Source organism: Mucilaginibacter sp. Mucisp86 (genome assembly GCF_047324315.1).
GTDB lineage: Bacteria > Bacteroidota > Bacteroidia > Sphingobacteriales > Sphingobacteriaceae > Mucilaginibacter.
The window spans coordinates 2,281,001-2,306,868 of the sequence record NZ_CP168503.1; the positions used below are offsets into that span (position 1 = coordinate 2,281,001).

Here is a 25,868-nt window from a genome sequence, read left to right on the forward strand (position 1 = left end):
TGTTTTTTTGTCGATTACTATTCCACAGATTTATTAATCTCAAAGAGCATAGCATAAAGCTTTAAAAGCTAAAATTACGCTTAGTATGTAAGCTTCATTCTCGCTCAGTTATTTTTCGACAATTATACATATTTTGTTTTTGTGATTTTTTAATAATTCTGTCATATTATTATATTTTGTATAATCCGGCATTTATTAATAAAAAAGCCATCAACAAAATTTGTATTTTTGTCGAATCATGAAAGCAGATCAAAACGACAGCATAAGGGAGGAAATTATCGCGGCAGCCGATACGGTATTTGAGCGCTACGGCTTTGTAAGGGTGTCAATGCAGGATATATCAAATGAATGCAAAAAAGGCAGAAGTACACTTTATCATTATTTTAAGAATAAAACAGAGGTACTTGACGCTTTATGCCACAAAATATTTTCCCAATGCCTGGAGGAAAGCAAAGCCACGATAAGCAAACGACGTTCTTTTTCAGCCAATATAGAATCATTTAACGAAATAAAGATCAAACGCCTGCGTGAAGTCGTTTTAAAATACAAGCTGGTTATAGAAGACATGAGGCAGGATCCTTCGCTGTTGATCATGCAGTCCCGCATTATGTCTGAAGAGGAGATTCTGGTGGTGAAACTCATGATCAAATGGGCATTGGAAAACAAAGAAATAGCGGAACTAAATGAGGAAGACAGCCAATTTTTGGCGGAAACCTTACAAAGTGTTTTCAAGTGCTTTGATCAGGAAATTATCCTTTTCGGAAAGTTTCCACAATTTGAAAGCAAAATAACCTGGCTGGCGCAAATATTACATAAGGGCCTGATGTAATTGGTTTGATTTTAGCTTAGGAGATATGAATCCGTTGACATGCAATTGTATATGAGTAACCTGTATACCATCAATAAGGTAATCAACGAGGTTAACGAATCAGCAGGCGGGTCGGCTGAACAAAAGGCGGTGTTGTCGGCTGAAGCGCAGGCAACTCGGGCCAGGAAACGTCATCTGTCTTGGGTTCTGTAAAAATTGCATGAATATCTTTACCGGCTTCAGCGGGGAAAATCATGTTAAGTATTTTGAAGTCTAAATGCAATACAACATTGAAATTTTCCGATGTTAGTGGTTTATAGATCCCAGGATTCGTTGAAAGTAAAAACGTTATCATTACGACTGGAAAGTAGCTGAGATCGGTTTTAGCCCGGGATTCGATGATCCAACGCACCTTAATTACTTTTTCAGAAAGCAAACCAATAGCACGCCAGTGAGTTTCAGAAATTGAAATAAATCTCCATAAACTCCTGATTGATCCGATAAAGTCTGCCTGTTTAAGGTTCTATGAGAAATGAACGAGATATAAGGTTCCCTATAATGAGAGATTGGGGCGTGTTTAATATAAAATTTAAAATCCGTTCGCCACTTTGAGTTACATGAGAAGCATACTGTCCAGCTCGGAATGTGAAGGGCGTGCAGTGAGCGCTTGTCAATTAAACAACCGTTGCTTTTTATTCCAAATTTCCAGGTATAGTGCCTTTTTTTCGGGGCTCAGGAATGATGCTTCAATCATCTTACCAACCTCCTTATTACCGGAGGAAAATTTGTTATAGGTATTCCGAACGGCGGTTTCAGGTATATTCATACTTCTTGCCAACACATCAAAATCAGATAATCCAATTCTTTTCTTTTTGCCGTTTATTGTCAGGGCCAATTCTTCATCGTCCTGTGGATTAACAAGATTTACATTTAAAAGGTCATAGGCAGGGCTTAGGCTTATTCCTTCGTCCGTATATAGCACAGAAAAGTTCTTCAGATGCATATCATTGTTGCCTGTCAAAAAAGAAAATAATACCAGTTCAAAATAAGTCAGTGCATCAAAACCAGTTTGAGTACAGTATTTCAGGATAAGTTTACCGATCTTTTCATAAGAGCCCCTGTATTTGTTTTCTGTTAAAAATTCAGAAAGCTGGCAGAAATCTTCCATGTGAACTTTATGGCCTTTTACCCGGTCAAATCGTTTGGCAAGATAAACCAAACTACCGTCTGACGCCTCCATTAAAGTATGATCACAAGTTGGCATTTTAAATAGCCTTGCCAAATGCATCGTCAGATCTTCTGATTGCGGCATTTCCTGAAAATCAGGATGCTGCGGTTTAAGTATGTATTCTCCCCAAAGTCCTACTATCGTCAAACGGTTCTGCTCCTTTGCCTTTTCCAGGGTAACAGAAAGCTTTGGCTGAACTCCGGTCACAGATATCCTCTCGTTGATGGTCTGTTCGGCCAACGTTTTCAAAAGTTTATTATTCAATTCCAGCTCAGGTACTTTAGCCGTACCAAAAAATCGCCTTGAACATTTTTCATGATAAGACGATGTACCTGCATCCTGATAACAAAACCAACAATTTGCCATAGCTTAATCTATTTCGGGAATAACCGTTACAGCTCCGATTGCATCCCTGCATGTTAATAGTAATAATTCAAACCGGTCATTGCTTTTGACCTTCCAGTGTTTTGTTGCCAGATCCAGTAGCCAACCTTCCGGTATTAAGCCATCGAAAAAAGCAAACAATACTTTACTTTCATATTTCTGGGTTGACAATGGCAGCGTTAAGCTTACCGGTTTTGCGTTTTTATTCTCTAAGTAATTCGCCTGGTAAGTAAATTCGTAACCATCATCAGTTTCCGCAAGTACACCAGCCAGCGTGTCCTGAAAATACACCAAACCTTTCTTACTCATCATTTTTTACTTTTAATACCACTCCGAGTTCTGCGCCAAATAACATCAACACCTGATTCACTTTATCCATCCGCAATGTTGGTTTTCCCTGTTCCATCTCACGAACGACCCTAAGTCCGACCCCCGCTTTGGATGCCAGGTCTTCCTGTGTGAGATTTAGTGATTTCCTTTTTTTCTTCAAATACTCTGACAACATATTTATACCCTTTCGGGTACAAATATAAATAAAGTTTATTAACTATACCCTATCGGGATTATATCCTCTGTTAATATCATAATTATACCCTATCGGGACTATATAGTAAAATTATGCTTGTTTTATACCCTATCGGGATTAGTGGTTAGTTTAAAAAAAATCCCATACTGGTGCTCTCAGTACCAGTATGGGACACTCTTTTACCATTCAGATTTTCAAATAACGGGGCCTGATGAATCACCACTTTCGTTATTGATGACGAATCCATGATTAGGAACCTAGAAAATGGGGCAAAGAATTAGTATTCTCAGTCAGAAGCAACAAGCTAACACAGTCTACTACCTAATATTTGCTCTATTTACGAACCTCGGTGTTCTTAATTGAAAAGCGATTGTGGGCTATTGGTCCAAAAGCAGAACACCTGAAAAAATGACTTTACTTGTTTTCCGATAGCATATTCACCGATCTCGACAGCTTTACCCCAAGACAACCATTTGTTTATTATTTAATATTGTAATGCATTCTTTATAACTATTAAACAATAACACGATGGGAGATATTTTCCAGCTATGCCCAAAAAAGGGCGGACCTGGCGGATAATCCTCCGCATCAATAAAAGAAACCATGGAAAATTTAACAGAATCCTCAGAAAACCCCAAAGTGGTCATTCGTGATCTTACCGAACTCTTACATTTAGTTTACGATGGTAAGGAAGGCTACCAGCATGCAGCCGAAACAACCAAAACGCCGGCACTGCACATGCTTTTCCTGAAGTTGGCGCATGAAAGAGAAGCTTATGCCAATGAGTTAAAAGAACACATTGCCTTTCATGGCGGAAAAGCCCATGATCAGGAAGGGGGTGTATTGGGCGGGTTGCACCGTACCTGGATCACGATCAAGGATGCTTTAACGGGCAAAAGTGACGCTGATCTATTGGCAGCCATCGTAACAGGTGAGCAGGCTGCTATTGCTAAATTTGACGAATGTATCGCTGATCATAAGGATCACGCGGATCATTTGAAGTTGCTTGTCCGGCAAAGAGATGGGATATGGGCCGCTTTAGGTGAAATTGAAGTTTTGAAAGACAAGTATTGATAGCGCTCTGTTATTTAAGGTAAGCTTAAACGCAGGTATGACAGCCGGCGTTTTTTTGTTCGGGGCAGTTAATTCCTAAAATGATGCGCTATATGCTCCTCATCAATTGCCAGTGCCCATCATTTATTAGCCATCGAAACCAGCCGCAAAACCCTTATTTTGCATAGGTGAAAGCATTAAAACGTTTTGTTAAGTTACTGTGGGATTTTATCTGGCACATTGTGGTGGTGCTGCTATTGCTGTTGTTTGGCTTTCATTTATGGTTCATCCGTCACTCTGAAAGCGCGATCGATGAGCTGATCACGTGGAGTTCGAAGGGAAAAGTGAAGTGCACGCTTCACCGGGTAAGTATCAATTATCTCAGCAATGACCTTGATGTAAAGGATATCGTTTTTTTTAATACGGACTCTGTCCAACAGGCAACCTCCTATCGTTTCAGCACACAGGATTTTCACCTGAAGATCCACTCCAAATGGGACCTGCTGTTTCATAAACGGCTGGTGATCGACGCGGTTACCTTTAATGCGCCCGATATTACCGTCACCAGGAAGGCGAATGTTCAACAAACGGTGTCCGGCCCCAGAATCGCGCTGACCCGGGAGATCGGGAACCTGTACCGGACGATCCTCCGCTCGCTCAGGGTCCTGAATCTCCGGTTATTTGAGATCAAAGACGGACGGCTGCAGCTTAATGATGCCGGGGCAAATGCCAGCCAGCCGCTAAAGATCAGCCACATCAACTTTACGATCAACGAGCTGCAAATAGACTCCGCCAGCTTAAAGAACAAATCGCGGTTCGTTTTTTCGGAACAGGTGCGGCTGCGCATCACCGACCAGCACATTGCTTTGCCCGGTAACCACGGCAGCGTTGGTTTCAAGGAACTGCTGATCAATACCAGGGACAAGTTCATCCGGATCACTTCCCCGGATATCCAAATACTGCCTTCGAAAGGTGGCAGGAACAGGCTCGCATTTTTTGCCAATAAGATCGGCGTAACAGGCCTTGATTTTAATGCACTCTACCAGCGGCAGTTCATCAAGGCCGATTCCGTTTTCCTTGACGGGCTGACGAGCAATTACGATATTTTTGGCGATACCCCCAAAAAACAAACCGGGCTGAAGGTCGCCCCGCTGAACGGCCTGCTGACTAAGTCGCCGCTTAGTTTTAATATCAGCCATATCGTGATGTCCAAAGGCAATGCCGCCATTCACCTTCATCTTGCGGGGAAAGTAACATCATTTAGTACCCGGAATGACGACATCAGTATTTCCGGGTTTCATTTAAATGATTCCACTCAAAAGGGACTGACCATTAAAGGCTTTAATTATACCGTTCGCAATTACGTCGGCTACACGCCGGATAGCCTGCTCCGGTTTGGTTTCGACAGCCTGCAATTTGTGGATAGTAAGATCGTGCTTTACAACCTGGCCGCTGCGACCGACCGCCGCGCCGGCACCGGCCTGCAACAAACTTACACGGTCCCCCGGTTTGAAATAACCGGGATGGATTGGCTTTCGTTTATTTTCCGAAACAAATTCAAGGCAAGGTCAGCGGCCTTATATAACCCGGTGATACGCCTGATCAAAAACGATGGGGGCATTAGTGATCCTGATAGGGGTAAGACTGACGGCAGGTCGATTTACCAAAATTTATCGCTGTTGCATAAGGTACTGTCGCTGGATCAGCTGCGGATCGTGCATGGAGATCTCGCTTATCAAAATGCCGGTAAATTTCAGTTGCATGTTAAAAATTTAGGCCTGGACGTCCACGCGGGCCAATTGGAAAAAGCCGGATCACCGGATCAATTGATGAGGTCGCTGAATAGCCTGTCTTTTGAAAATGTGGCTGCTACCGTTGACGGCACCGGCATGAACGTGGACCAAGGGGCATGGAACGGCAGGGAAAAGCAATTTTCCTTCAGCAAGCTGCGGATGGCTGCGGACAGCGGGCATACAAGGGTCGCCCTCAGCGGCGTTTTACTGAATGCCGTTTCTTTTGAAAGCGACCGGCTTAAGATCAACGGCATTTCCTGGAAAGATGGGAACCTGCAGGTCAACGCAGGCCATGAATCCCGGGCAAATGACAGCAGCAGGAAAAGCCCGCCCGGGGTGTGGGTAGATCATATTTCCGGAAAGAACACCCGGCTGAGTTTTGCCAATAAAACCCTGAATGCGGAGGCCTATATCCAAACGATCTCCGGGCAGCACTTTCGGAAAGAGCCCGGCAAGCCGCTGGAACTGGAAAATCTGCTGATCGGGGGCAGCGATCTGCTGCTTAACTCCGGCGCAGGCCAGCTGAAATGCACCAATTTTTTTCTCCGGGACGGGGAAAACTCGATGCTCAAAAATGTCAGCATTCAACAGCAGCGACCCGGCGATAGCCTGCTCGTCCGTATTCCCGAACTCAGCTTCAAACCATTTATCAAACGGTCCCTGGAATCTCAAAAGATAACGATCGGTAAGATCAGTGTCAACCGGCCAGAGATCATCTACTCTTCGAAAAGTGTAAGCCGTCAAAGCGGTGAAAAATCGCCATCGGTCACTTTTCCCGGACTCCTGCTGACCGGGATCGGGATAAACGATGCTTCAGTGCGGCTGCGTCAAAATTCTTCCGTCATAAAGATCGCGGACCTGTCCTTAAAGATCAATAGGATAGCTACCCGGGCGGACGATGCTGTTTCCGTTGACCAGGTACAGATAAATACCAGGGGCCTGCTGGTTATGCCGGATAACAAGCAGGCGATAAAAGCCGCCGGTGCATTATCGGCCGGGTTTCATTCTATTTTATTTCACCCGGTTACTAAGGCCTGGGAAATACAGCTGGATAAATTCCTGACGGATAGTATGTCCTATCTTAATACCCATGCTGGCCACGGTACGGTTTCCTTATCGGCGGATCATTTACATGTTTCGGGGGTCAGGGCGACCAGCGATGACCTGAAACATTGGCTGCCCTGGCTGGCCGATCATTCCCGGGCAACGATCAGCCTGGGAGCCCTGCGCTGGCAAACCGTGGGTAACAACCTTACCGCAAGGGACATCACGTTCAGTCAAAATGAAAGACACGCCAGCATAGGTTCACTTAGCCTCGACCCGCGAAAAAACAGGGAGGAGTTTTATAAACAACTGATTTACCGGAAGGACTATATCCGCCTGGGCTCAGGGGCGATCACTTTAGACGGTCTCGGAACGACCGGCGGTCAGCTGCATATAGCGGACATGGACATCAAAAACCCGGTTCTGAGCATTTTTAGCAATAAGTTAAAAAAGCCGGGGAGCGAAAGCGAGCAGCCGCTGCCGATAGCGGCTTTGGGCAGCATACCGATGCCCTTGCAGGTGGAAAAATTACAGGTGGAAAATGCAAAGATCGGTTATACGGAATTGAACGAGGTTTCACGGGATACCGGACAAGTTTACTTCACGGCCATCAATGCACTGATCAGCAACGTGGCCACGCGGTGGGATGCGGCTACTGACAGCCTGCGGGTCGCTGTTAAAGCTAATTTCCTGGACCAGATGCCCCTGAACTTAAACATGGCCCAATCCTATCACGATGATAAGGGCGGGCTTGCCCTGCATATGCAGTTGGGGCGCGGCAAAGCGGCCTTATTGAACGGGTTTCTGGCACCACTGGTTTCGATGCAGGCAAGATCAGGCTATGTGGATACGATGTATATGAGCGCTGCGGGCAATGAATACCTGACCAGCGGAAGAATGCACCTGAATTTTCATGGCCTGCGGGCGAACATCCTGGACTCGGGTAATGTGAAACATCAGAAATTCAGCACCAAACTGGTCACCTTTTTGTTCAATACATTCGCCTTAAAAAGCCACAATCAGAACAAAGGCGCTGATTTCTATTTTGTCCGGGACCGCGACGGCTCTACCATTGATTACTTTTTGCAAATGGTCGTTGAAGGCGCGGCGGGCAGCACAGTCCCCCTGACCAGGCACATTTACCGCAAGGAATATAAAAAGGCACTGGAAGCGATGGCGCTTTCTGCAAAGAAACTCCATTGATAGTCACAACGCGGCTAGTTGCAATTGGCGAAGCGGGTAAAGCTAAATGTTTTTCAGGGACCAAATTGCCGCCGGCTGATCTTCAGCGGCAAATACAAAGCTCCCGGCAACCAGGACATTGGCGCCGGCCGCTATTAATTTTGCGGCATTTTGGGGAGAAACGCCGCCATCAACTTCGATCAGGAGCCCGGGGTTGCTTTTGTCGCTTAGGCTCTTCAGTTCGCTGATCTTCCGGTAGGTTTGTTCAATAAATTGCTGACCGCCAAAGCCGGGGTTTACCGACATGACCAGTACGATAGCCACATCGGCAATGATATCCGCTAACAGCGCGACCGGCGTATGCGGATTAATGGCCACGCCGGCAAGGCAGCCCAGCTCTTTTATCGCGTGAATAGTTCGATGCAAGTGCGTACAGGCCTCGTAATGGACAAGGATGTGGTCAGCTCCTGCAGCTTTAAACCGCTGCAGGTAACGATCAGGATCAACGATCATTAAATGCAGGTTTAGCGGTTTCCGGGCATGTTTTTTTATCGCCCCGATCACCGGAAAGCCGAGCGAGATATTAGGCACGAACAGGCCGTCCATTACATCCACATGGATCCAGTCGGCGGCACTGTTGTTGAGCATCTCTATTTGGCGTTGCAGGTTGCCAAAATCGGCTCCGAGTATAGAGGGGGCGATTAAATGAGTCATGGCAATAGTCGCTGAGCCTGTACAATTTGGTGAACCCAAACCTCTTACCAGCCTATTTCTGATCCATTTTTTCAAGTATGGCCAAAATCTTATCCAGTTTATCTACGTCGATCTTATTAAGACGTATTTGCAGATCCTCGATGTCTTTTTTTGCCTCCACGTTGGTTTTGAAATCCTCGTCAGCCTTAACGCGGTCGCGGTCACTCTGGCGATTCTGCGCCATCATGATGATCGGTGCGGCATAGGCCGCCTGGGTCGAGAAAAGCAGGTTCAGTAAAATATAGGGGTAAGGATCCCAATGATAAATAATAGCAACAACGTTAAGCGTCATCCATAGGGCGACAATGATGGTCTGAATGATGATGAACCGCCATGAGCCCATGCCCGTTGCCACGGAATCGGCCAAACGTTCGCCGAAGGTCATGGAGTCATTGTGCTTTTGAAACCAATTTTTTGTAGTGAGTGCCATTGTAAAGTAAGATTAAAGGGTTTAAATTGTAATGAATGAACTAAATATTTTAATTAAGCGGAACGTAATAAATGTTACCCCGAAAACGGGCCTTTAACGCTCCATCCGGTCAGGGCTTGGCGGTATTGTTAATCCCGTGGATAACCCCATCCGGCTTTTCTGCCTGTTTGCTTTAAATATTCAACTACCTGGCTTACGGTGTTCGCCCCTGCCAAGTTCTTCGGCCACGTTAACCAGGCCGGCAATGCTATAATAAATATATGGATCAATATTGAAAATAACATGCGATCTGCCTCCCATTTCAAATGATCTCTATTGGCCGCCATGATCATTTATCGTCACAAGAACCTCCTTAATAACAGATGAGGTGACCCTGTTAAATTTCTTCGCGTCGCAGTCTTCATGGCTTATATTGATTAAGATTTATGATAAAATTTCAGAATAACGGTAATAATTAATACCACTACTATAAACAGTGAGAACACATTTCCGAAAAAGCTACCCAGGCTGTTTGATTTTCCGTTTTTGGCCATGAACGGCCGGATCGTCATTAAGAATAACAGGCAAAAGGTGAATGTCAGAATTAAGGTAGTGATGCTTAACATAGTTTTTATGATTACAAGCCGGTAAACAGCAAAGCTTTTCCTTCTTTAAATTGCACCTCCATCTCTTATCTCCATGCCTTATATTGATTGATCAGACCGTTTGTGGACTGATCATGGCTTTTGACCTCGCCGGCAGCCTTTAGCTCGGGAAGTATTTTCCCGGCCAACTGCTTACCGAGCTCAACGCCCCATTGATCAAAACTGTAAATATTCCAGATGATGCCCTGCACAAATATCTTATGTTCATAGATGGCGATCAGCGATCCTAATGACCTGGGCGTTATTTTCTTCAGGAGGAAGGAGTTCGTCGGCCTATTCCCGTCGAATTGCCTGAACAGCGCTATTTTTTCAATTTGCTCACCGGTAAAGCCTGCCTTTATCATTTCATTAACCACTTCAATGGTCGTTTTCCCGTTCATCAAAGCCTCCGTCTGCGCAAAGAAATTGGAAAGCAGCATTTCGTGGTGTTCTCCAATCGGGTTATGAGATTCGGCCGGTGCTATAAAATCGCAGGGTACAAGCTTCGTACCCTGGTGGATCAACTGGTAGAAAGCATGCTGGCCATTGGTTCCCGGCTCCCCCCATACTATGGGCCCTGTGGAATAGTCAACCGGCTCTCCATCACGGCTGACATGTTTGCCGTTGCTCTCCATGTCGCCTTGCTGAAAATAAGCGGCGAAACGATGGAGATATTGGTCATAAGGCAGGATCGCGATGGTTTGGGCATCAAAAAAATTATTGTACCAGATGCCGATCAGGGCAAGGATTACGGGTATATTTTCTTCAAAGTCGGCATATCTGAAATATTCGTCAATCTCGTGCGCGCCGCTCAGCAGCTCAATAAAATTATCATAGCCGATGCTCAGAACGATAGGGAGGCCGATCGCGCTCCATAACGAATAACGCCCGTCTACCCAATCCCAGAACTCAAACATATTTTTCGTATCGATCCCAAATTTCGCCACGCCGGCAGCGTTGGTCGACAATGCCGCAAAATGGCTGGCGACGTCGGTGTCTGTTGCCCCGCTTTTCAGAAACCATGCACGCGCGCTGTGGGCGTTGCTCATGGTTTCCTGCGTCGTGAAGGTTTTGGACGCGATCAGAAACAGCGTTGTTTCCGGGTCAAGTTCCTTTAGCGTTTCGACCAGGTGCGTTCCGTCTACGTTAGAAACGAAGTGCATGGACAGGTGATTTTTATAGGGCCTGAGGGCTTCGGTGACCATAACTGGTCCCAGGTCCGAGCCACCGATACCAATGTTAACGACATCCGTGATAGCCTTACCGGTAAAGCCTTTCCAGCTCCCTGAAATGATCGCTTCACTAAAGCCCTTCATTTGTTCAAGCACGCGGTTGACCTCGGGCATGACGTCCTTCCCATCCACGTAGATCGGCGTGTTGCTGCGGTTGCGTAAAGCGATATGCAGCACCGGCCTGTTTTCCGTCAGGTTTATTTTCTCGCCGGTGAACATCTCCCGGATCGCGGTGTCCAGGGAGCAATCCCGCGCGAGCTGTACCAGGAGCGTCAGGGTTTCATCATTAATGCGGTTCTTCGAGAAATCCAGTAAGATGTCGTGGAAGACCAGGGAATATTTCTGAAAGCGATCCCGGTCTGCGGCAAAGAGCTCCCTGATGTGCTTTTTTGAAATATTGTTATAATGTCTGACCAGCTTTTCATAAGCCGGGGTTTTCGTAAAATCCGTATTGGGTAGCATATTTTTTTTATTGATATCTTTTGTCTGATTTCCGATCCGAAGGATTAACCGTTAAAAATGTCACTATATCAGGCGATGGTCGCGTTCTTCTTCCAATACCCATCGGGTATGGAAAGCACCTGTTTTTCCGATCAGTTCATAAGTATGAGCGCCGAACAGGTCGCGTTGCGCCTGGATCAGATTGGCAGGCATCCGCTGGCTTCTGAAGGCATCAAAATAACTTAGCGACGCCGCATAGGCGGGTGTGGCAATGCCGGCGGTGACTGTTGCGGACACCACTTTCCTTGCACCCGTTTCCGCCTGAGCGATCAGGTGTTGTATATGTTTGTCGAGTAACAGATGCGGTAGGCCTGGTTCTGCCCGGTAGGCCTTGACGATATCGTTTAAGAATGCTGACCTGATGATGCATCCGCCGCGCCAGATCCGGGCGATTTCGCCCAGGTCAAGCTGATAGCCGTAGACATCGGAAGCTTTGTCCAGTAAATGCATGCCTTGCGCATAGGTAATGATCATACAGGCGTAGAAAGATTCCTCCAGTGCAGCCAGGAATCCGTCCCGGTCCACATCAAGCCTGGCCGGTTCATCATAAGATTCAGCGGCCTGCTTCCGTAAATTTTTATATTTGGAAAGATCGCGCATAGCTACGGCCATATCGATCGTCGGAACGGGTACTTCGAGGTCCATGGCCACCTGCGAGGTCCATTTTCCGGTCCCTTTTCCCTTGGCTTCATCTTTAATTTCATCTAAAAGATAATGTTGCTGTCCGCTTTGCTTATAGGTGAAGATGTACGTGGTGACCTCCAGTAAAAATGACCGTAGCCTGCCGGAGTTCCACTTGCCGAAGAGCGCGGCGATGGCTTCATTATCCATTTTTAAGCCTTTTTTCAGTATTTCAAAGGTTTCAGCGATCAGCTGCATCAGGCCATATTCAATACCATTATGTACCATCTTGACAAAATGGCCCGAAGCACCGGGGCCGATGTAGGCCACACAGGGCGTGCGGTCAACTTTTGCGGCAATGGCCGTTAGTACGGGTTTGATCACATCAAATGCCTCTGTATCGCCGCCGGGCATCAGGCTCGGGCCCCTGCGGGCTCCCTCTTCACCGCCGGAGATGCCCATACCTATAAAATGAAAGCCTTTCGCCGACAGTTCTTTTGAGCGGCGTTCGGTATCTTTAAAATAAGAATTGCCGGCATCGATCAGGATATCCCCTTTTTCCATCAGGAAAGCCAATTCCGCGATCACATTGTCTACAATTTTGCCGGCGGGAACCAGCATGATGATAGCCCGCGTTTTTTTTAAACTGGCTACAAATGCCGTGATATCATTAAAACCTTTGAGATGGGTGTGCTTACCTTCCTGATCCAATAATCCACACTTAGCGGGATCTGTGTCATAGCCGGCGGCATGGATGCCGTGGTCGCCCATATTGAGGAGCAGGTTCATTCCCATGGCCCCCAGGCCGATCAATCCAAAATCGTATTTTTCGTCTTTTTTATTTGTTTTGCTCATATATCATAGATTAGGCCATGTGAGGAAACAGGCTAAATAACCTCTAAAAGAGCCTTCGCCCTTCGGATAACGTTCTCCACGGTGAACCCGTATTCCCTGTAAAGATCGGCGGCCGGAGCAGACTGGCCGTAGGTCGACATCGCCAATACGTCACCCTCATCGGTCACATATTCGCGCCAGCCAAGCGGCGAACCCATTTCGACCGCCAGGCGTTTTCTAACCGCCTTCGGCAATACCTGTTCGCGGTAAGCGCTGTCCTGCTTACCGAATAACTCCCAGGAGGGCATGCTTATCACCCTCGCGGCAATGCCTTCCCTTTCCAACCGGACCTGTGCCTCCAGGATCAGCGCGACCTCGGAGCCGGAAGCCATCAGGATAATATCCGGGAAAGCCTGCGCTTCGGAAAGTATATAGGCTCCTTTTTCAAGACCATCCGCATGGCCATATTTGGCCTGGTCGATGACCGGAATATTCTGGCGGGTCAGTATCAGTGCGACCGGGCCGTCGTTACGCCGCAAAGCGACACGCCAGGCCTGGGCTGTTTCGTTGGCATCTGCCGGCCTGATCACGACCAGGTTGGGAATGGAACGCAAGGAGATCAGCTGTTCCACAGGTTGGTGCGTAGTGCCATCCTCGCCCAGGCCGATACTGTCGTGGGTAAATACATATACAGGCCGTATCTCCATAATGGCCGCCAGCCGGATCGGGGGCCGCATGTACTCGGAAAAGATCAGGAAGGTCGCGCCGTAAGGTATCAACCCCCGGGTCAGCGCCATGCCGTTGAGCGCGCTTCCCATCGCATGTTCGCGGATGCCGAAATGAAAGTTACGGCCCTCCCGGTGTTCTGCATTAAAGGAATAGTAATTCTTTAAGATCGTATCGGTGGATGGAGAAAGATCAGCAGCGCCGCCAACAAGGGCGGGTAAGCGCTCCGCGATGGCATTGAGCACCTGGCCGGAAGCGGCACGGGTGGCCATCCCTTTTTCGTCCGGCTCGAATACCGGCAGGCAGGCCTCCCATCCTTTAGGCAAGCCGCCACTGCTGAAAAGCTCATATTCCGCAGCTAACCCGGGAAAATCTTCTTTATAGGATTTAAAAAGATCATTCCATTGCTTTTCCTGCCCCATGCCCTTTGTACCGGCATCACGATAATATTTCAATACCTCCTGGGGTACGACAAAGGATTGCTCCGTGTCAAAGCCGAAGAACTGCTTGACAAGTTTTAATTCACCGGTGCCCAGCGGCGAGCCGTGTGCTGCAGCGGTATTGACCTTATTGGGGCTGCCATAGCCGATTTGGGTACGCAGTCTGATCAGGGAAGGCCGGCTGGTTTCCCCGATCGCGGTCCGTATTGCTTCGGCGATCGCCGGCAGGTCATTGCCGTCGGCTACGGTTTGTACGTGCCAGTTATAGGCTTCAAACCTTTTACCAACATCTTCAGTAAAGGCAAGATCGGTATCCCCTTCAATAGTAATATGATTGTCGTCATAAATGCAGATCATATTGCCCAATTCCAGCTGACCTGCAAGGGAGGCGGCTTCCGACGTCACCCCCTCCATCATATCACCGTCCCCGCAGATACAGAATATTCTGTAATTAAATAGCTCAAATCCCGGCTTATTGTAGCGCGCAGCCAGGTGCTTTTGACCAATCGCAAAGCCAACGCTATTGGCAAAACCCTGGCCCAATGGCCCCGTGGTGACCTCAATTCCCGGTGTCAGCCCATATTCTGGGTGTCCAGGGGTCTTACTGTTCAACTGACGGAACGCTTTGAGGTCATCGAGGGTGAGGTCATAGCCCGTCAAATAAAGCATGGCGTACTGGAGAATGCAGGCGTGCCCGTTGGACAGGATAAAACGGTCCCGGTTCGCCCACTGGGGGTTAAAGGGATCGTAATTCATGAACGATGTCCACAGGACATGGGCGACCGGGGCGAGTGCCATGGCCGTACCCGGGTGGCCGGAATTTGCTTGCTGCACGGCATCGGCTGCCAGGACCCTTACGGTATCGATCGCCAGCGTTTGAATCAGTTGACTATTTACTTTCATCTTTCTTTATGATCATATATCATATTCAGTTGATTAAAGCCTGCCGGATTAACCGGTGGCCCATTGGTCTTTTGTTTCCTGACCGTTTATTGATGGTCAGTCTTTTTTCAGGGATACTACGACCAGGTAAATGGCAATAAAAACGCCGGCCAATGACAGGATACAGGTAACCCATTGGATACGGTGACGGGCAGCCGTATCTATCCTGTAACCCCCATAGGCAAATGCGCCGATAATAACGAGCATCTGGATACCAAGTCCGCTGTATTTCGCATAGCCATAACCCGGCGATTCTTCAGGCCGGGTTTGATATTGATTATCCGTTTTATCACCTGTGCCTGTAGTTTTTTTATTATGGTTATTTTTTCTCATAAGTGCCGTGTATGCATACCGGTAATGGTATCCAGACCCATTTAAATGTCAGGTAAGCAGGCTATATTAACCTTCGCTCATACTCCCCTTTCCTGTATTACCAATATAGGTCCTAAGAAATTTGTACCCCCAGTTAATAGCTATCGCAAACCGTGAGAATAGTATCGAATACTATTTATTGCTTCATTTAAAGCATCAATGGTTTGCGTTATCAATTAAATTTGAATGGAAAGTACCCGTCGCAAATAATAGAAGGGATGCGGGCATCGGCTATGGCATCATGAAGTACAGGCGACAATAAAAAGATAAATCAATGGCGACAACAAGCACCTATCTGACATTTGACGGCCTCTGCGAAGAAGCATTTGCGGTTTACAAAGCTACATTTGGCGGTGAATTTACGCAGCTGTCCCGGTTCAATACGATCCCGCCCAGTGAAGGGTATGTGGTATCGCAGAGCGATCAGCATAAAATTCTGCACATCGCATTGCCGATCGGGAATACGGTGCTCATGGGATGCGATGCGGGGGATGAATATGGTGATTCGCTGGTACAAGGAAATAATTTTGCAGTGTCTGTTTCGACAAACAGCAAGGCGGAGGCGCAAACTATTTTTGATAAACTTTCGCAGTACGGGCAGGTATCGCAGCCGCTTGCGGATACCTTTTGGGGCGCTTATTTTGGAGCTGTTATTGATCAGTTCGGTATCAATTGGAGGATCAGTTTCGATGAAAAAGCTGCGGCGAAAGGGGCACACTGATCCGTCCTTCCCTTTTCTGATTATATATTTTTCTTGTCTATATTTATCCTATCAAACAGTTCCGGGGATTTTCCGTGGGCCTGATTTATTTTCATCATTCATCTAATCGCACCTAATGACACCAGATTCACAGAATGTAACGGACTATACCAATAATAACACCATTTTCCTGGTGTGGAACTTCAAAGATGATATGCAGGTCAAAGATCAGTTCAACCGGCTTTGTAAGCTGGTCATTAATTTGAATAACTCCGCCAATGTCCGCTTCCCGGTATCACGGGCCAGTTGCGTACTCGGGATCGGGCATGATGCCTGGCTGCGACTCGGCCTGCCCAAGCCCCTGCCTAAAGAACTGGTCAGTTTTGCCCCGGTTACCGGCTCAAAGCATACCGCGGTAGCGACCCGCGGGGACCTGCATTTGCATATCAGAGCTGACAATGCGAGTATCTGCTATGATATGGCGGCGGCGATCTCGGAGATCCTGGTGCCGGTGGCGGACTGTGCTGAAGAGGTACATGGTTTCCGGTATTGGGACAGCCGGTCTATTTTAGGTTTTGTTGACGGGACGGAAAACCCGCATGGCCTGGACCGCGAGTTCTTCGCCATTGTGGGCGATGACGATCCGGCTTACAAGGGCGGCAGTTATCTTTTCGTGCAGAAATACATGCACAACCTGAGTGCCTGGAAAGGGTTGTCCACAGAGGACCAGGAAAAGGTAATCGGAAGATCAAAGGAAAACGACATTGAAATGGCCGATGATGTGAAGCCATCCAATTCACATAGCGCACTGGCCAACGTTGGCGACGATTTCAAAATTGTCCGGGATAACATGCCCTTCGGAAACATGTCTACCAACGATATGGGCACCTATTTTATCGCTTATGCGAGCACCTTTTCCACGGTACAGAAAATGCTGAACAGTATGTTCATCGGGATCCCGGAAGGGAACTATGACCGGATCCTCGATTTCAGTACGGCAAAAACCGGGACGATGTTTTTTGTACCGCCATTTAACATGCTGGACGATTTCTCGTCCTGACCTGCGGCGGGGCTTAGTCGATGACCGCCCCTTCCTTCATTTTTGTATCGGGCAGGTTTTCACCGATCATTTCCAGTAAGGTGGATTCGATCACGCGGCACATGGCATTCAGGGCCAGATCATTGGGTTCTTTTCCAAATGGCTGTTCGATCTCATCGGCAATAGCTTCAAAAGCAACGAATGTGTAAGCTATGAAAACGACAAGAAAAGGCGTAAGCCATTGCAGGCTGTCTACCAAACCGAAGGGCAATAAAAAACAATATAAATAGATCGTGCGGTGCAGTAATACACGGTAGGAATAGGGCATGGGAGTCGACTGGATCCGTTCGCAGCCGCCTACGATATCTGACAATTTATCAAAATTCTGATCGAAGCGGGATTGCTGGATAGAATCGATTTTTTTTTCCTGACGCGCTTGCTGTACCCATTGCGCCATCAACTTCATGATCAGGATGGGTTTAAACCGGGCATTTTTTACCAATTCAAACTGCGCTTCATTTAAGCGTTTCTGCAGGTCTCCGGACGGGTTGGTATGCCTTAACTGATGCTTTAAAGCATAGGTAAAAGCGACAAGCATCAGCACGAATGGCTTAGCACTTTCCGGCTCATCCGCTTTTTCAGGCAATGTCAGCACCTGACGGGCCAGTGAGCGGGTGTCGTTGAGCAATGCCCCCCAAAGTTTGCGTCCTTCCCAAAAACGGTCGTAACTGACGTTATTGCGAAATCCCAGAAAAAGCGCCAGCACAAAACCAAACAAGGTTAACGGCGTCGGATTCAAAGGAACCTTAAATGAAAAGATAATACCGTGCAGATAAACGATAATGAGCGATAACAGAAAGAGCAGGGACAGTCGCGGCAATATCCTGGGTAGTACAGAGCCATGCCACACAAACAGCATCTTAAACCAATGTTCTTTTTTTCTGATGATCATGTATTATCTATCTATAAATATCGGGGACAAAGTTAACTTACTTTTGTATATCGTATGAGCCGGCCGGCAAATGACCGGGGGCTTTATTTGTTATACCCGGGGTTGGGTTAACCAGTACAGTACCTTGGCCACCAATTCATCAAGACCGAAAGGTTTTGATAAGACATCGTCCACCATAAGCAATCGAAGAAGCTTTTCGGGCTGGTATTCGGTAGTCGTTACGATAATGGGACAAAGTTCGGTCAGCGGATCGTCCTTAAGCCTGCGGCAAACTTCAGGATGCTCTTTAACGATCCGGTAATCGAGAAAGATCAGGTCAGCCCTCGGCCTTTCGAAGTCCGGCAGGGATGAGCCAATACTTTCTGTAACCACATCGTAGCCCAGGTCTTCCAGTATAGACTGCATTAAAGCAGAAACGGCGGTATCAATTTCTAATATGTATATGATCTCTGTCATGGATGTTGGCCTGAATTTATAGCGCTACTAAGTCTATCCTTTACATGCCGGGTATCTTGATACCCGCATCTTTTACGGCTTGCAACAGCATGCCCTGGATCAAAAGCTTATTCTCGTAAAAATCCGGGGCGCTGGTCCAGATACTAATGCTTAAGGCGTACCCGTCGGGCAGCAATTCGCCTACGCCGATGCGTACCGCGGGCGATTTAAGACATTGATCGCATTTTTCCAGGGTTTGGCTGATGACCCGGGTCAGGTCGCCGGCATTGATATTATTCGGCACCTGGTAACTGATATCGAGGCGCCGAGTGAGCTGACGGCTCATATTGGTGATCACCTGATTGGAAAGCTGGCTGTTCGGGACGATCACGACCAGGTTATCGAACGTGGTCAGGATCGTATAAAAGAGCTGAATCGAGGTCACCGTGCCCTCGATGCCTTTTGTGTTGATCTGGTCGTCTACCGCAAAAGGTTTCAACAATAAGATCAGTATGCCGCTGGCAAAGTTTTGTAAAGTACCGGACAGGGCCAAACCGACCGCCACGCCGAATGTTCCGAGCAATGTGGCAAACAAGGTTGTTTGGATGCCCATGACCTCCATTACCCCAACAATAAGCATGATCCTTAAAGCGACGCCAAGCATGCTCATCAGGAAAGGTTTGAGTGTGGGGTCAATCTCTTTGGCGTGCATTTTCCGGAGCAGCTGATTCAGCAGGACCCTGATCAGCCAGAGGCCGCCAAGCAGCATGAGCATGCCGATGATAAAACGTGGGACATAGCTGATCAGCCAGCCATAAGTATGTTCGTAAAATCGTTGGAGATCCAGGTTGGTTTTCATGTAATCTTAATAAATAAAATAGCTGAGGCAGGATATGGGACACAGGATAGGTATACCTTCAGGGGTAATACAGGAGATCTATCCTGAAATAAAGGTCTCGTTGATCCGGCCGCCTTCTTCCAGAAGGGTTTGGAAAACATACAAGGGGGATGTCCCGATGTCGCCAAAAATAATACCTAACGCGATCAGCATGCCGCCAGCGGACAGCTTTTTTATATTGGCATCCATAACGACAGATCCGAATAGGTTAGGTCAATTGCTTTCAGCATTGTGATCGTGTTTAGTAATAAATAAAGCCAGTCAACGGGCTTAGGCCGAATGAACAAATGAATAAACCTTTCACGGCCGGCTGATTCAGACAGGCATCAATTCATTTCTCCGTTCGGTTTGTTGAATTTTCTCGACCCGTTCAAAAATCTCCGGAACATGCTTCCTGATCTTGATCCTTACATATTTTGAAGCCGGCATATTGCTTTCGCCGACTACATTATTTATCGATACCAGCACATTGGTTTCCGGAAAATAAGTAACCGTATTGCGTTCGGGTATCGGGTAGGCCACAATAATGAAAAGTGGCGCGATCCGCTCAATACCCTCATCGTAATTGAACAGGTCAACTTTTTCGCCGTTCACAAATCCGCCGTCATCAATATCTTTTTGGTTCATGAAAATAACGCGCCGTTCATTTTTGATCCCGCGATAACGGTCCTCCAGGCCATAGATCGTCGTATTGAACTGATCGTGCGTACGCGTGGTCGCCATCAGGTATTCATCATTGGCAAGTGTATTGTCCGGAACGGTTGTCAATGTAAACGGAGCGCGGTCTCCATATTGGGCAGTAACAAAATTGCCGTCACGGGCAGCATTGGGCAGATAAAACCCGTTGCGTTCGCGAACCCTTATATTGTAGTTCTCAAAGCCCGGTATGCATTTTTCGATAGCATCCCTGACCGCATCATAGCTATCCGCATACCGCTGCCAGTCAACTACCGATCTGGAGCCCAGTGTCGCCATCGCCATCCGGCAAGCGATCTGTGTTTCATTGATCAGGTCAGCTGATATGGGCTTTAGTATCCCTTTAGAGGACTGGACGATGCCCATGGAGCTTTCGGTGCTGATGAACTGCGCCTCGCCGTTCACGATGTCCAGGTCGCTTCGGGAATAGGTGGGCAATATCAAAGCCTCCTGACCGTGTACCAGGTGTGTCCGGTTTAATTTCGTTGAAACACATACGCTCAGACGAAGTTTTCTTATCGCATCCGCGGTATATGTAGTGTCCGGCGTTGCGGATAGAAAATTGCCGCCCATACAGAACAACACTTTTAACTTGTCCGCATGCATAGCTTTGATGGCCTTGACCACATCGTAGCCGTGTTCCCGCGGAGGTTCAAAGCCATAGAAATCCCGCAGTCGGTCCAGCTGTTCATTAGTCGGCTTTTCATTGATCAACATGGTGCGATTCCCCTGAACATTGCTATGGCCCCGCACAGGGCATACCCCTGCTCCGGGCTTGCCGATACTGCCTTTAAGCAGCAGCAGGTTAACGATCTCCTTGATCATATCTACCCCGTTGGGCTGTTGGGTAAGCCCCATGCCCCAGCAAAAGATAATGCGTTTTTTAAAGGCCAGCATTTGCGCAGCCTGGTAAATTGAGGCGGGCGATAAACCGGATTCTTCGGCAAGTTTATCCAGTTCATAGGCCTCAAACTGTTTTATAAAATCTTCGTAACCTACGGTTTTGCTATTGATGAACTCGTGGTCAAAAACCTCGCCGGGGGATTTTCTTTCAAAATCCAGCAATAAAAGTTCCAGGGCTTTTAAAAGCGCCATATCCCCGTTTATTTTCACAGGCAGGTAAAGATCAGCGAGCTCAACGCCGTGCCCGATCACGCCATTGAGTTGTTGCGGATTACGAAACCCCATGAGCCCTGCCTCCGGCAAAGGGTTGATGGCAATGATCTTAGCGCCATTTTGTTTGCCCTTCTCCAACGCGCTCATCATCCGGGGGGCATTGGTGCCTGGGTTATGGCCGATGATCACGATCACATCCGTATCATAAAAATCATCCAGCTTTACAGTGCCTTTGCCGATACCGATGGTCGGCAACAACGCTGTTCCGGATGTTTCATGGCACATATTGGAGCAATCCGGCATATTATTGGTCCCGAACTCCCTGGCAAAAAGCTGGTACACGAATGATGCCTCATTACTTGTTCGCCCGGAGGTATAGAAAGCGGCCTCATCCGGGGATTCCAGGCGATTCAGGTGGTCTGCTATTTTTTTAAAAGCATCATCCCAACTGATCGGCTGATAATGTGTCCCGTTTTGCGGCATATACATAGGTTCGGCCAGCCTTCCCATACGGCCGATCTCGAAATCCGTTAGTTTAGCGAGATCGTAGACCGAATTCTTTTTAAAGAATTTGGCCGTTACCTTTTTGGTGGTCGCCTCTTCCGCCAGTGCTTTGGCCCCATTTTCACAGTATTCACCCACTGGTGACCGTTCATCGTCAGGATCGGGCCAGGCACAGCTCGGGCAGTCAAAACCGCCGCGTTGATTCATAGAGAATAAAGCCCGGGTGCCCCTGACCGGAACACCTTCTTCAAACAGGTCACTGAAAGCCGCCATGACCGCCGGTATGCCAGCAGCCCATTTTTTTACCGGTGACACTTTTAGATCCAACAGTTTGTAGGGCGGCTCTGCCGACGGTTCTTTTTTTGTCTTTTTCATGGCCTGCGTATTTGATTATTGGGTAAGTAAGGGGTTGGGGAAATTATCGCTTTGATCTTCTTCCACGTTATCCAGACAGGTAAAATCTTTTTCGACCAACAGGCTTACCGGGCCGATACTGTCGTCAAAGCCAACCCTGGAAGTAGTTGCCAGGTCTTCGATCATTGTCCTGGGCATACTCAGCAAGATCCGGTCACCGGTATAATCGGCTGCCAGGCTATCATTGATGGTCACTTCAATACCATACGTTAATGTTTTCCCGGCAAATTCCGTCTGTTCCTGGAGGAAACCTTCCTGGTTCAGCCGGGTTACGTCCGATTGTGTCAGCCGGTAGCGGAGTGAGTTGCCTTTTATTCTAATTTTCATAAGATGTCGGTATTAAGATCCGTTCGCTTGAGCTATAAATATTGAACCTGTCTTCTCTTAAAAAGCCTAAAAGCGTCATATCGAATTCCGTGGCCAGTTCGACCGCAAGGGACGATGGAGCACCAATGGCGGCCACAATGGAGATCCCGGCCATTGCTGCCTTTTGGATCAATTCAAAACTCTCCCTGCCGCTTAGCAATAAAATATGCTGGTCCAAAGGCAGCATGTCGCAAGCCAGCGCATTGCCGATCAATTTATCGAGCGCGTTGTGCCGCCCGACATCTTCCCGCAGCAAGAGCAGTTCGCCGGCCAGTGAAAACAAACCGGAGGCATGAATGCCGCCAGTAGCAGCGAACCCGCTCTGTGCAGCTTTTAATTTCCGGGGTAACTCGTAGAGTACCGGTGTAGGCAGTCTCAGTTCAGGTTTGGCCCAGCCACTGAACGGGCTAACCGTCCTTATCGATTGGATAGACCCTTTTCCGCAGACACCGCAGCTGGACGTGGTATAAAAATTCCTTTCCGATTGCATCAGCTGAGGGCTGAAGGCCTCCGTCAGTTCTACGTGAACAATGTTCTCTTTTTGGGAGGAACAGGCCATATCAACATGATAAACATTAGCTACATCGTGATAAGAGGAAATGATGCCTTCCGTAAACAGGAACCCCAGTGCCAATTCCAGATCGTTGCCGGGAGTACGCATGGTTACCGAGATATTTTTTTGCATTCTATCTGCTCCTGGTCCATAGCCTATCCCTATTTCGAGCGGTTCCTCTATCGAAAGGGTATCCAGCGAGGGTGACCCGATAAAGCCATTCACTTTCCGGATAGGCTTGTGTTTTGTTCCAACTAATGGCAGATCGGTCATAATTAATTTTGATTATTAGAATGATAATAAAATAAATCAATCGGCAATTGCTTATCCTAATCAGGCGAAAATGATAATTAATATAAAAATAGTCGTTTTAGTTCAAATGCACGCCTTTATTGATCTGGACATTAATTTAAAAATTATAAGTATTCTTCCGGTTATATCTGTTATATGACGAGGCGCTCTTACGCCCCGTCATATATAAATCAATAAAAAGATGTACAAACCGGTATCAAATGCAGACCTGTGACGATCCGTATGTTCCCTTCGATCAATTGACCTCTTCGAACTGTACATCCGTTGCGTCGTCATCCCCGCCGGCCGGTTGTCCGCCTGTTTCCGGGCCAGCGCCTGTATTATCAGCGGTTTTGTACATCTCTTCGCTGGCGGCGCTCCAGGCCGCGTTCAGATCTGCCACAGCGCGGTCGATGCCGGCGATATCCTGTTGCTCATGCGCCTGTCTTAAAGCGGACAATGCGCCATTAATCGCCTCCTTATTGGTGCCGGAGATTTTATCACCGAACTCTTTCAATTGTTTCTCGGTCTGGAATACGAGACTGTCGGCATGATTAAGTTTTTCTATCTTCTCCTTGGCCGCTTTATCAGCCGCCTCATTTGCTTTGGCGCTTTCCCGCATTTTTTCAACCTCCTCCTTGCTCAGTCCGCTGCCTGCCTCAATACGTATTTTTTGTTCTTTATTCGTGCCTTTGTCTTTAGCGCTGACATTTAATATACCATTCGCATCAATATCAAAGGTCACCTCGACCTGAGGTACGCCCCTTGGTGCCGGGGGTATCCCGTCCAGGTTAAAGATACCCAGGCTTTTATTGTCTTTTGCCAGGGCGCGGTCCCCCTGTAAAACATGCACCTGAACACCCGGCTGGTTATCACTCGCGGTGGAGAATATTTCTGATTTCTTTGCCGGAATGGTCGTGTTTGCCGGGATAAGCGCAGTCATCACGCCGCCCATGGTTTCGATCCCCAAGGAAAGCGGGGTAACGTCGAGTAAAACAACATCCTTCACATCCCCGGTCAGGACAGCGCCCTGAATAGCCGCTCCCAGAGCAACAACTTCATCCGGGTTAACACTCTTATTGGGCTTCCTGCCAAAGAACTTTTCAACGATCTCCTGTACTTTCGGGATTCGCGTACTGCCTCCGACAAGGATCACCTCCTCTATATCCGCAGGTTTCAATTTGGCATCTTTCAGGGCTGCCTCACAGGGTTTCAAACAACGGGTAAAAAGTTTATCAGACAGTTTCTCGAACGTCGCACGGGTTAGTTTTTTAACCAGGTGCTTCGGAACCCCGTCAACAGAGGTGACATAGGGCAGGTTGATCTCCGTTTCCGTGGCCGATGACAGTTCCACTTTTGCTTTTTCAGCGGCTTCCTTTAAGCGTTGTAAAGCCATCGGGTCTTTACGCAGGTCTATGTTCTCTTCCTTTTTAAATTCATCAGCCAGCCAGTCCATGATCACTTTATCAAAATCGTCACCACCTAAATGGGTATCGCCATTCGTGGATTTTACTTCGAAAACGCCATCGCCTAACTCCAGAACCGAAATATCGAAGGTTCCGCCTCCAAGGTCAAATACGGCAACCCTATGGCTCCGGTCTCCTTTATCAAGCCCATAAGCCAACGCTGCTGCGGTCGGCTCATTGACGATACGCCGAACGGTTAAACCGGCAATTTCCCCGGCCTCCTTTGTCGCCTGGCGCTGTGCATCATTAAAATAGGCCGGTACGGTGATTACCGCTTCTGTTACTTCCTGCCCAAGATAATCTTCCGCGTTCTTTTTCATTTTCTGCAGGATAATAGCAGAGATTTCCTGCGGCGTATATAAGCGGCCGTCAATATCGACGCGTATCGTATCATTATCACCACGCACAACCTTATAGCTGCAGTGCTTGATCTCTTCGGTCACTTCATCAAAACGCCGCCCCATAAAGCGTTTGATGGACATGATCGTGTTCTGCGGATTGGTGATCGCCTGCCTTTTGGCGGGATCACCCACCTTACGTTCCCCATTCTTTAAAAATGCGACAACGGAAGGGGTCGTGCGGCGTCCTTCGTCATTGGCGATCACCACCGGTTCGCTGCCTTCCATTACTGCTACGCAACTATTGGTGGTTCCCAGGTCAATTCCAATAATTTTTCCCATAATATTTAAGTGATTAGTTGAACAATTAATTAAAATTCTTTTACTGCTTTGATTTTTAGGCAATTACCGTGCAAACGGAATGAAATGTACAAATTGCAGACCCAATGACCCCGGTGTTGTTTGACGAACCTTTCTAAGCCTTTTTAATTAGCCCTGAAATGCCCGCCGGCAAACGGTGAAACCCATACAGGTAATTCACCCAACTCGGATATTGCAATAATAATTAATAAAAAAAAGCCGCCTTTTGATAATGGTGTCGAAAAGAG

The 25,868-nt window shown here is 47.5% G+C and carries 24 protein-coding genes; 6 read left to right on the forward strand and 18 right to left on the reverse strand.

All coding sequences use genetic code 11. The features are described from left to right. Positions 1-238 precede the first annotated feature (238 nt). Positions 239-829 carry a TetR/AcrR family transcriptional regulator gene (locus tag ACEN9X_RS09570; protein WP_413670157.1) on the forward strand — a complete coding sequence of 197 codons (591 nt, stop codon included), beginning with the start codon at positions 239-241 and terminating at the stop codon, positions 827-829. A gap of 91 nt (positions 830-920) precedes the next feature. Here ACEN9X_RS09570 and ACEN9X_RS09575 read toward each other — a convergent pair whose 3' ends face one another. Beyond that, entirely contained in the window at positions 921-1,220 is a 300-nt protein-coding gene (locus tag ACEN9X_RS09575) for a hypothetical protein (RefSeq protein WP_413670158.1), read from the reverse strand. Here ACEN9X_RS09575 and ACEN9X_RS09580 point away from each other — a divergent pair. Beyond that, entirely contained in the window at positions 1,185-1,277 is a 93-nt protein-coding gene (locus ACEN9X_RS09580) for a hypothetical protein (RefSeq protein ID WP_413671127.1), read from the forward strand. The genes ACEN9X_RS09575 and ACEN9X_RS09580 overlap by 36 nt on opposite strands. 201 nt (positions 1,278-1,478) lie before the next feature. Here the strand turns inward: ACEN9X_RS09580 and ACEN9X_RS09585 are convergent, their stop codons facing one another. The 3 genes from ACEN9X_RS09585 to ACEN9X_RS09595 all read right to left on the reverse strand — a co-directional run bounded on the left by ACEN9X_RS09585 (position 1,479) and on the right by ACEN9X_RS09595 (position 2,925). Continuing rightward, positions 1,479-2,285: a HipA domain-containing protein gene (locus ACEN9X_RS09585; RefSeq protein ID WP_413670159.1), complete on the reverse strand. Its 807-nt coding sequence runs from the start codon at positions 2,283-2,285 to the stop codon at positions 1,479-1,481. Positions 2,286-2,405: 120 nt separating this feature from the next. Beyond that, positions 2,406-2,732: a HipA N-terminal domain-containing protein gene (locus tag ACEN9X_RS09590; RefSeq protein WP_413670160.1), complete on the reverse strand. Its 327-nt coding sequence runs from the start codon at positions 2,730-2,732 to the stop codon at positions 2,406-2,408. Then, complete coding sequence (locus tag ACEN9X_RS09595) at positions 2,722-2,925, reverse strand: helix-turn-helix transcriptional regulator (RefSeq protein ID WP_090463249.1); 204 nt, start codon at positions 2,923-2,925, stop codon at positions 2,722-2,724. The genes ACEN9X_RS09590 and ACEN9X_RS09595 overlap by 11 nt, the downstream gene beginning before the upstream one ends. Before the next feature lie 624 nt (positions 2,926-3,549). Here ACEN9X_RS09595 and ACEN9X_RS09600 point away from each other — a divergent pair. Further along, positions 3,550-4,020, forward strand: coding sequence for a ferritin-like domain-containing protein (locus ACEN9X_RS09600; RefSeq protein ID WP_413670161.1), 471 nt, complete (start codon positions 3,550-3,552; stop codon positions 4,018-4,020). Between the two features lie 167 nt (positions 4,021-4,187). Continuing rightward, positions 4,188-8,039, forward strand: coding sequence for a hypothetical protein (locus ACEN9X_RS09605; RefSeq protein ID WP_413670162.1), 3,852 nt, complete (start codon positions 4,188-4,190; stop codon positions 8,037-8,039). Positions 8,040-8,081: 42 nt separating this feature from the next. Here ACEN9X_RS09605 and rpe read toward each other — a convergent pair whose 3' ends face one another. The 6 genes from rpe to ACEN9X_RS09635 all read right to left on the reverse strand — a co-directional run bounded on the left by rpe (position 8,082) and on the right by ACEN9X_RS09635 (position 15,453). Next, positions 8,082-8,732, reverse strand: coding sequence for a ribulose-phosphate 3-epimerase (gene rpe / locus ACEN9X_RS09610; protein ID WP_413670163.1), 651 nt, complete (start codon positions 8,730-8,732; stop codon positions 8,082-8,084). 52 nt (positions 8,733-8,784) lie between these two features. Further along, positions 8,785-9,201 (reverse strand): DUF1003 domain-containing protein, encoded by a 417-nt coding sequence (locus tag ACEN9X_RS09615; RefSeq protein ID WP_413670164.1) that lies wholly within the window; start codon positions 9,199-9,201, stop codon positions 8,785-8,787. A 670-nt stretch (positions 9,202-9,871) separates the two neighbouring features. After that, the gene (pgi, locus tag ACEN9X_RS09620; protein ID WP_413670165.1) at positions 9,872-11,518 is read right to left on the reverse strand and encodes a glucose-6-phosphate isomerase; all 1,647 of its coding nucleotides are present in this window, start codon (positions 11,516-11,518) and stop codon (positions 9,872-9,874) included. 63 nt (positions 11,519-11,581) lie between these two features. Then, the gene (gndA, locus tag ACEN9X_RS09625; protein ID WP_413670166.1) at positions 11,582-13,033 is read right to left on the reverse strand and encodes an NADP-dependent phosphogluconate dehydrogenase; all 1,452 of its coding nucleotides are present in this window, start codon (positions 13,031-13,033) and stop codon (positions 11,582-11,584) included. 32 nt (positions 13,034-13,065) lie between these two features. Next, on the reverse strand, positions 13,066-15,081 hold the full coding sequence (gene tkt, locus ACEN9X_RS09630) for a transketolase (protein ID WP_413670167.1): 2,016 nt from the start codon (positions 15,079-15,081) through the stop codon (positions 13,066-13,068). Positions 15,082-15,177: 96 nt separating this feature from the next. Next, positions 15,178-15,453: an AtpZ/AtpI family protein gene (locus tag ACEN9X_RS09635; protein WP_413670168.1), complete on the reverse strand. Its 276-nt coding sequence runs from the start codon at positions 15,451-15,453 to the stop codon at positions 15,178-15,180. 313 nt (positions 15,454-15,766) lie between these two features. Here ACEN9X_RS09635 and ACEN9X_RS09640 point away from each other — a divergent pair, with 313 nt between their 5' ends. Further along, positions 15,767-16,213, forward strand: coding sequence for a VOC family protein (locus ACEN9X_RS09640; protein WP_413670169.1), 447 nt, complete (start codon positions 15,767-15,769; stop codon positions 16,211-16,213). A 115-nt stretch (positions 16,214-16,328) separates the two neighbouring features. Continuing rightward, positions 16,329-17,252, forward strand: coding sequence for a Dyp-type peroxidase (locus tag ACEN9X_RS09645; RefSeq protein WP_413670170.1), 924 nt, complete (start codon positions 16,329-16,331; stop codon positions 17,250-17,252). Positions 17,253-17,265: 13 nt separating this feature from the next. Here ACEN9X_RS09645 and ACEN9X_RS09650 read toward each other — a convergent pair whose 3' ends face one another. From ACEN9X_RS09650 to dnaK, 8 genes are all read right to left on the reverse strand, one after another. Next, a complete protein-coding gene (locus ACEN9X_RS09650; protein ID WP_413670171.1) occupies positions 17,266-18,183 on the reverse strand; it encodes a bestrophin family protein in 918 nt (305 codons plus the stop codon). 90 nt (positions 18,184-18,273) lie between these two features. Beyond that, positions 18,274-18,639: a two-component system response regulator gene (locus ACEN9X_RS09655; RefSeq protein WP_413670172.1), complete on the reverse strand. Its 366-nt coding sequence runs from the start codon at positions 18,637-18,639 to the stop codon at positions 18,274-18,276. A 40-nt stretch (positions 18,640-18,679) separates the two neighbouring features. Then, the gene (locus ACEN9X_RS09660; protein ID WP_413670173.1) at positions 18,680-19,477 is read right to left on the reverse strand and encodes a mechanosensitive ion channel family protein; all 798 of its coding nucleotides are present in this window, start codon (positions 19,475-19,477) and stop codon (positions 18,680-18,682) included. 78 nt (positions 19,478-19,555) lie between these two features. After that, the gene (locus ACEN9X_RS09665; protein ID WP_413670174.1) at positions 19,556-19,705 is read right to left on the reverse strand and encodes a KUP/HAK/KT family potassium transporter; all 150 of its coding nucleotides are present in this window, start codon (positions 19,703-19,705) and stop codon (positions 19,556-19,558) included. A 126-nt stretch (positions 19,706-19,831) separates the two neighbouring features. Continuing rightward, positions 19,832-22,207 carry an FdhF/YdeP family oxidoreductase gene (locus ACEN9X_RS09670; RefSeq protein ID WP_413670175.1) on the reverse strand — a complete coding sequence of 792 codons (2,376 nt, stop codon included), beginning with the start codon at positions 22,205-22,207 and terminating at the stop codon, positions 19,832-19,834. Between the two features lie 15 nt (positions 22,208-22,222). Then, entirely contained in the window at positions 22,223-22,573 is a 351-nt protein-coding gene (locus ACEN9X_RS09675) for a DUF7009 family protein (RefSeq protein ID WP_413670176.1), read from the reverse strand. Continuing rightward, positions 22,563-23,438, reverse strand: a complete 876-nt coding sequence (gene fdhD, locus ACEN9X_RS09680) for a formate dehydrogenase accessory sulfurtransferase FdhD (RefSeq protein WP_413670177.1) — start codon at positions 23,436-23,438, stop codon at positions 22,563-22,565. Before fdhD ends, ACEN9X_RS09675 begins: the two co-directional genes overlap by 11 nt. Before the next feature lie 274 nt (positions 23,439-23,712). Then, on the reverse strand, positions 23,713-25,602 hold the full coding sequence (gene dnaK / locus ACEN9X_RS09685) for a molecular chaperone DnaK (protein ID WP_413670178.1): 1,890 nt from the start codon (positions 25,600-25,602) through the stop codon (positions 23,713-23,715). Positions 25,603-25,868 lie beyond the last annotated feature (266 nt).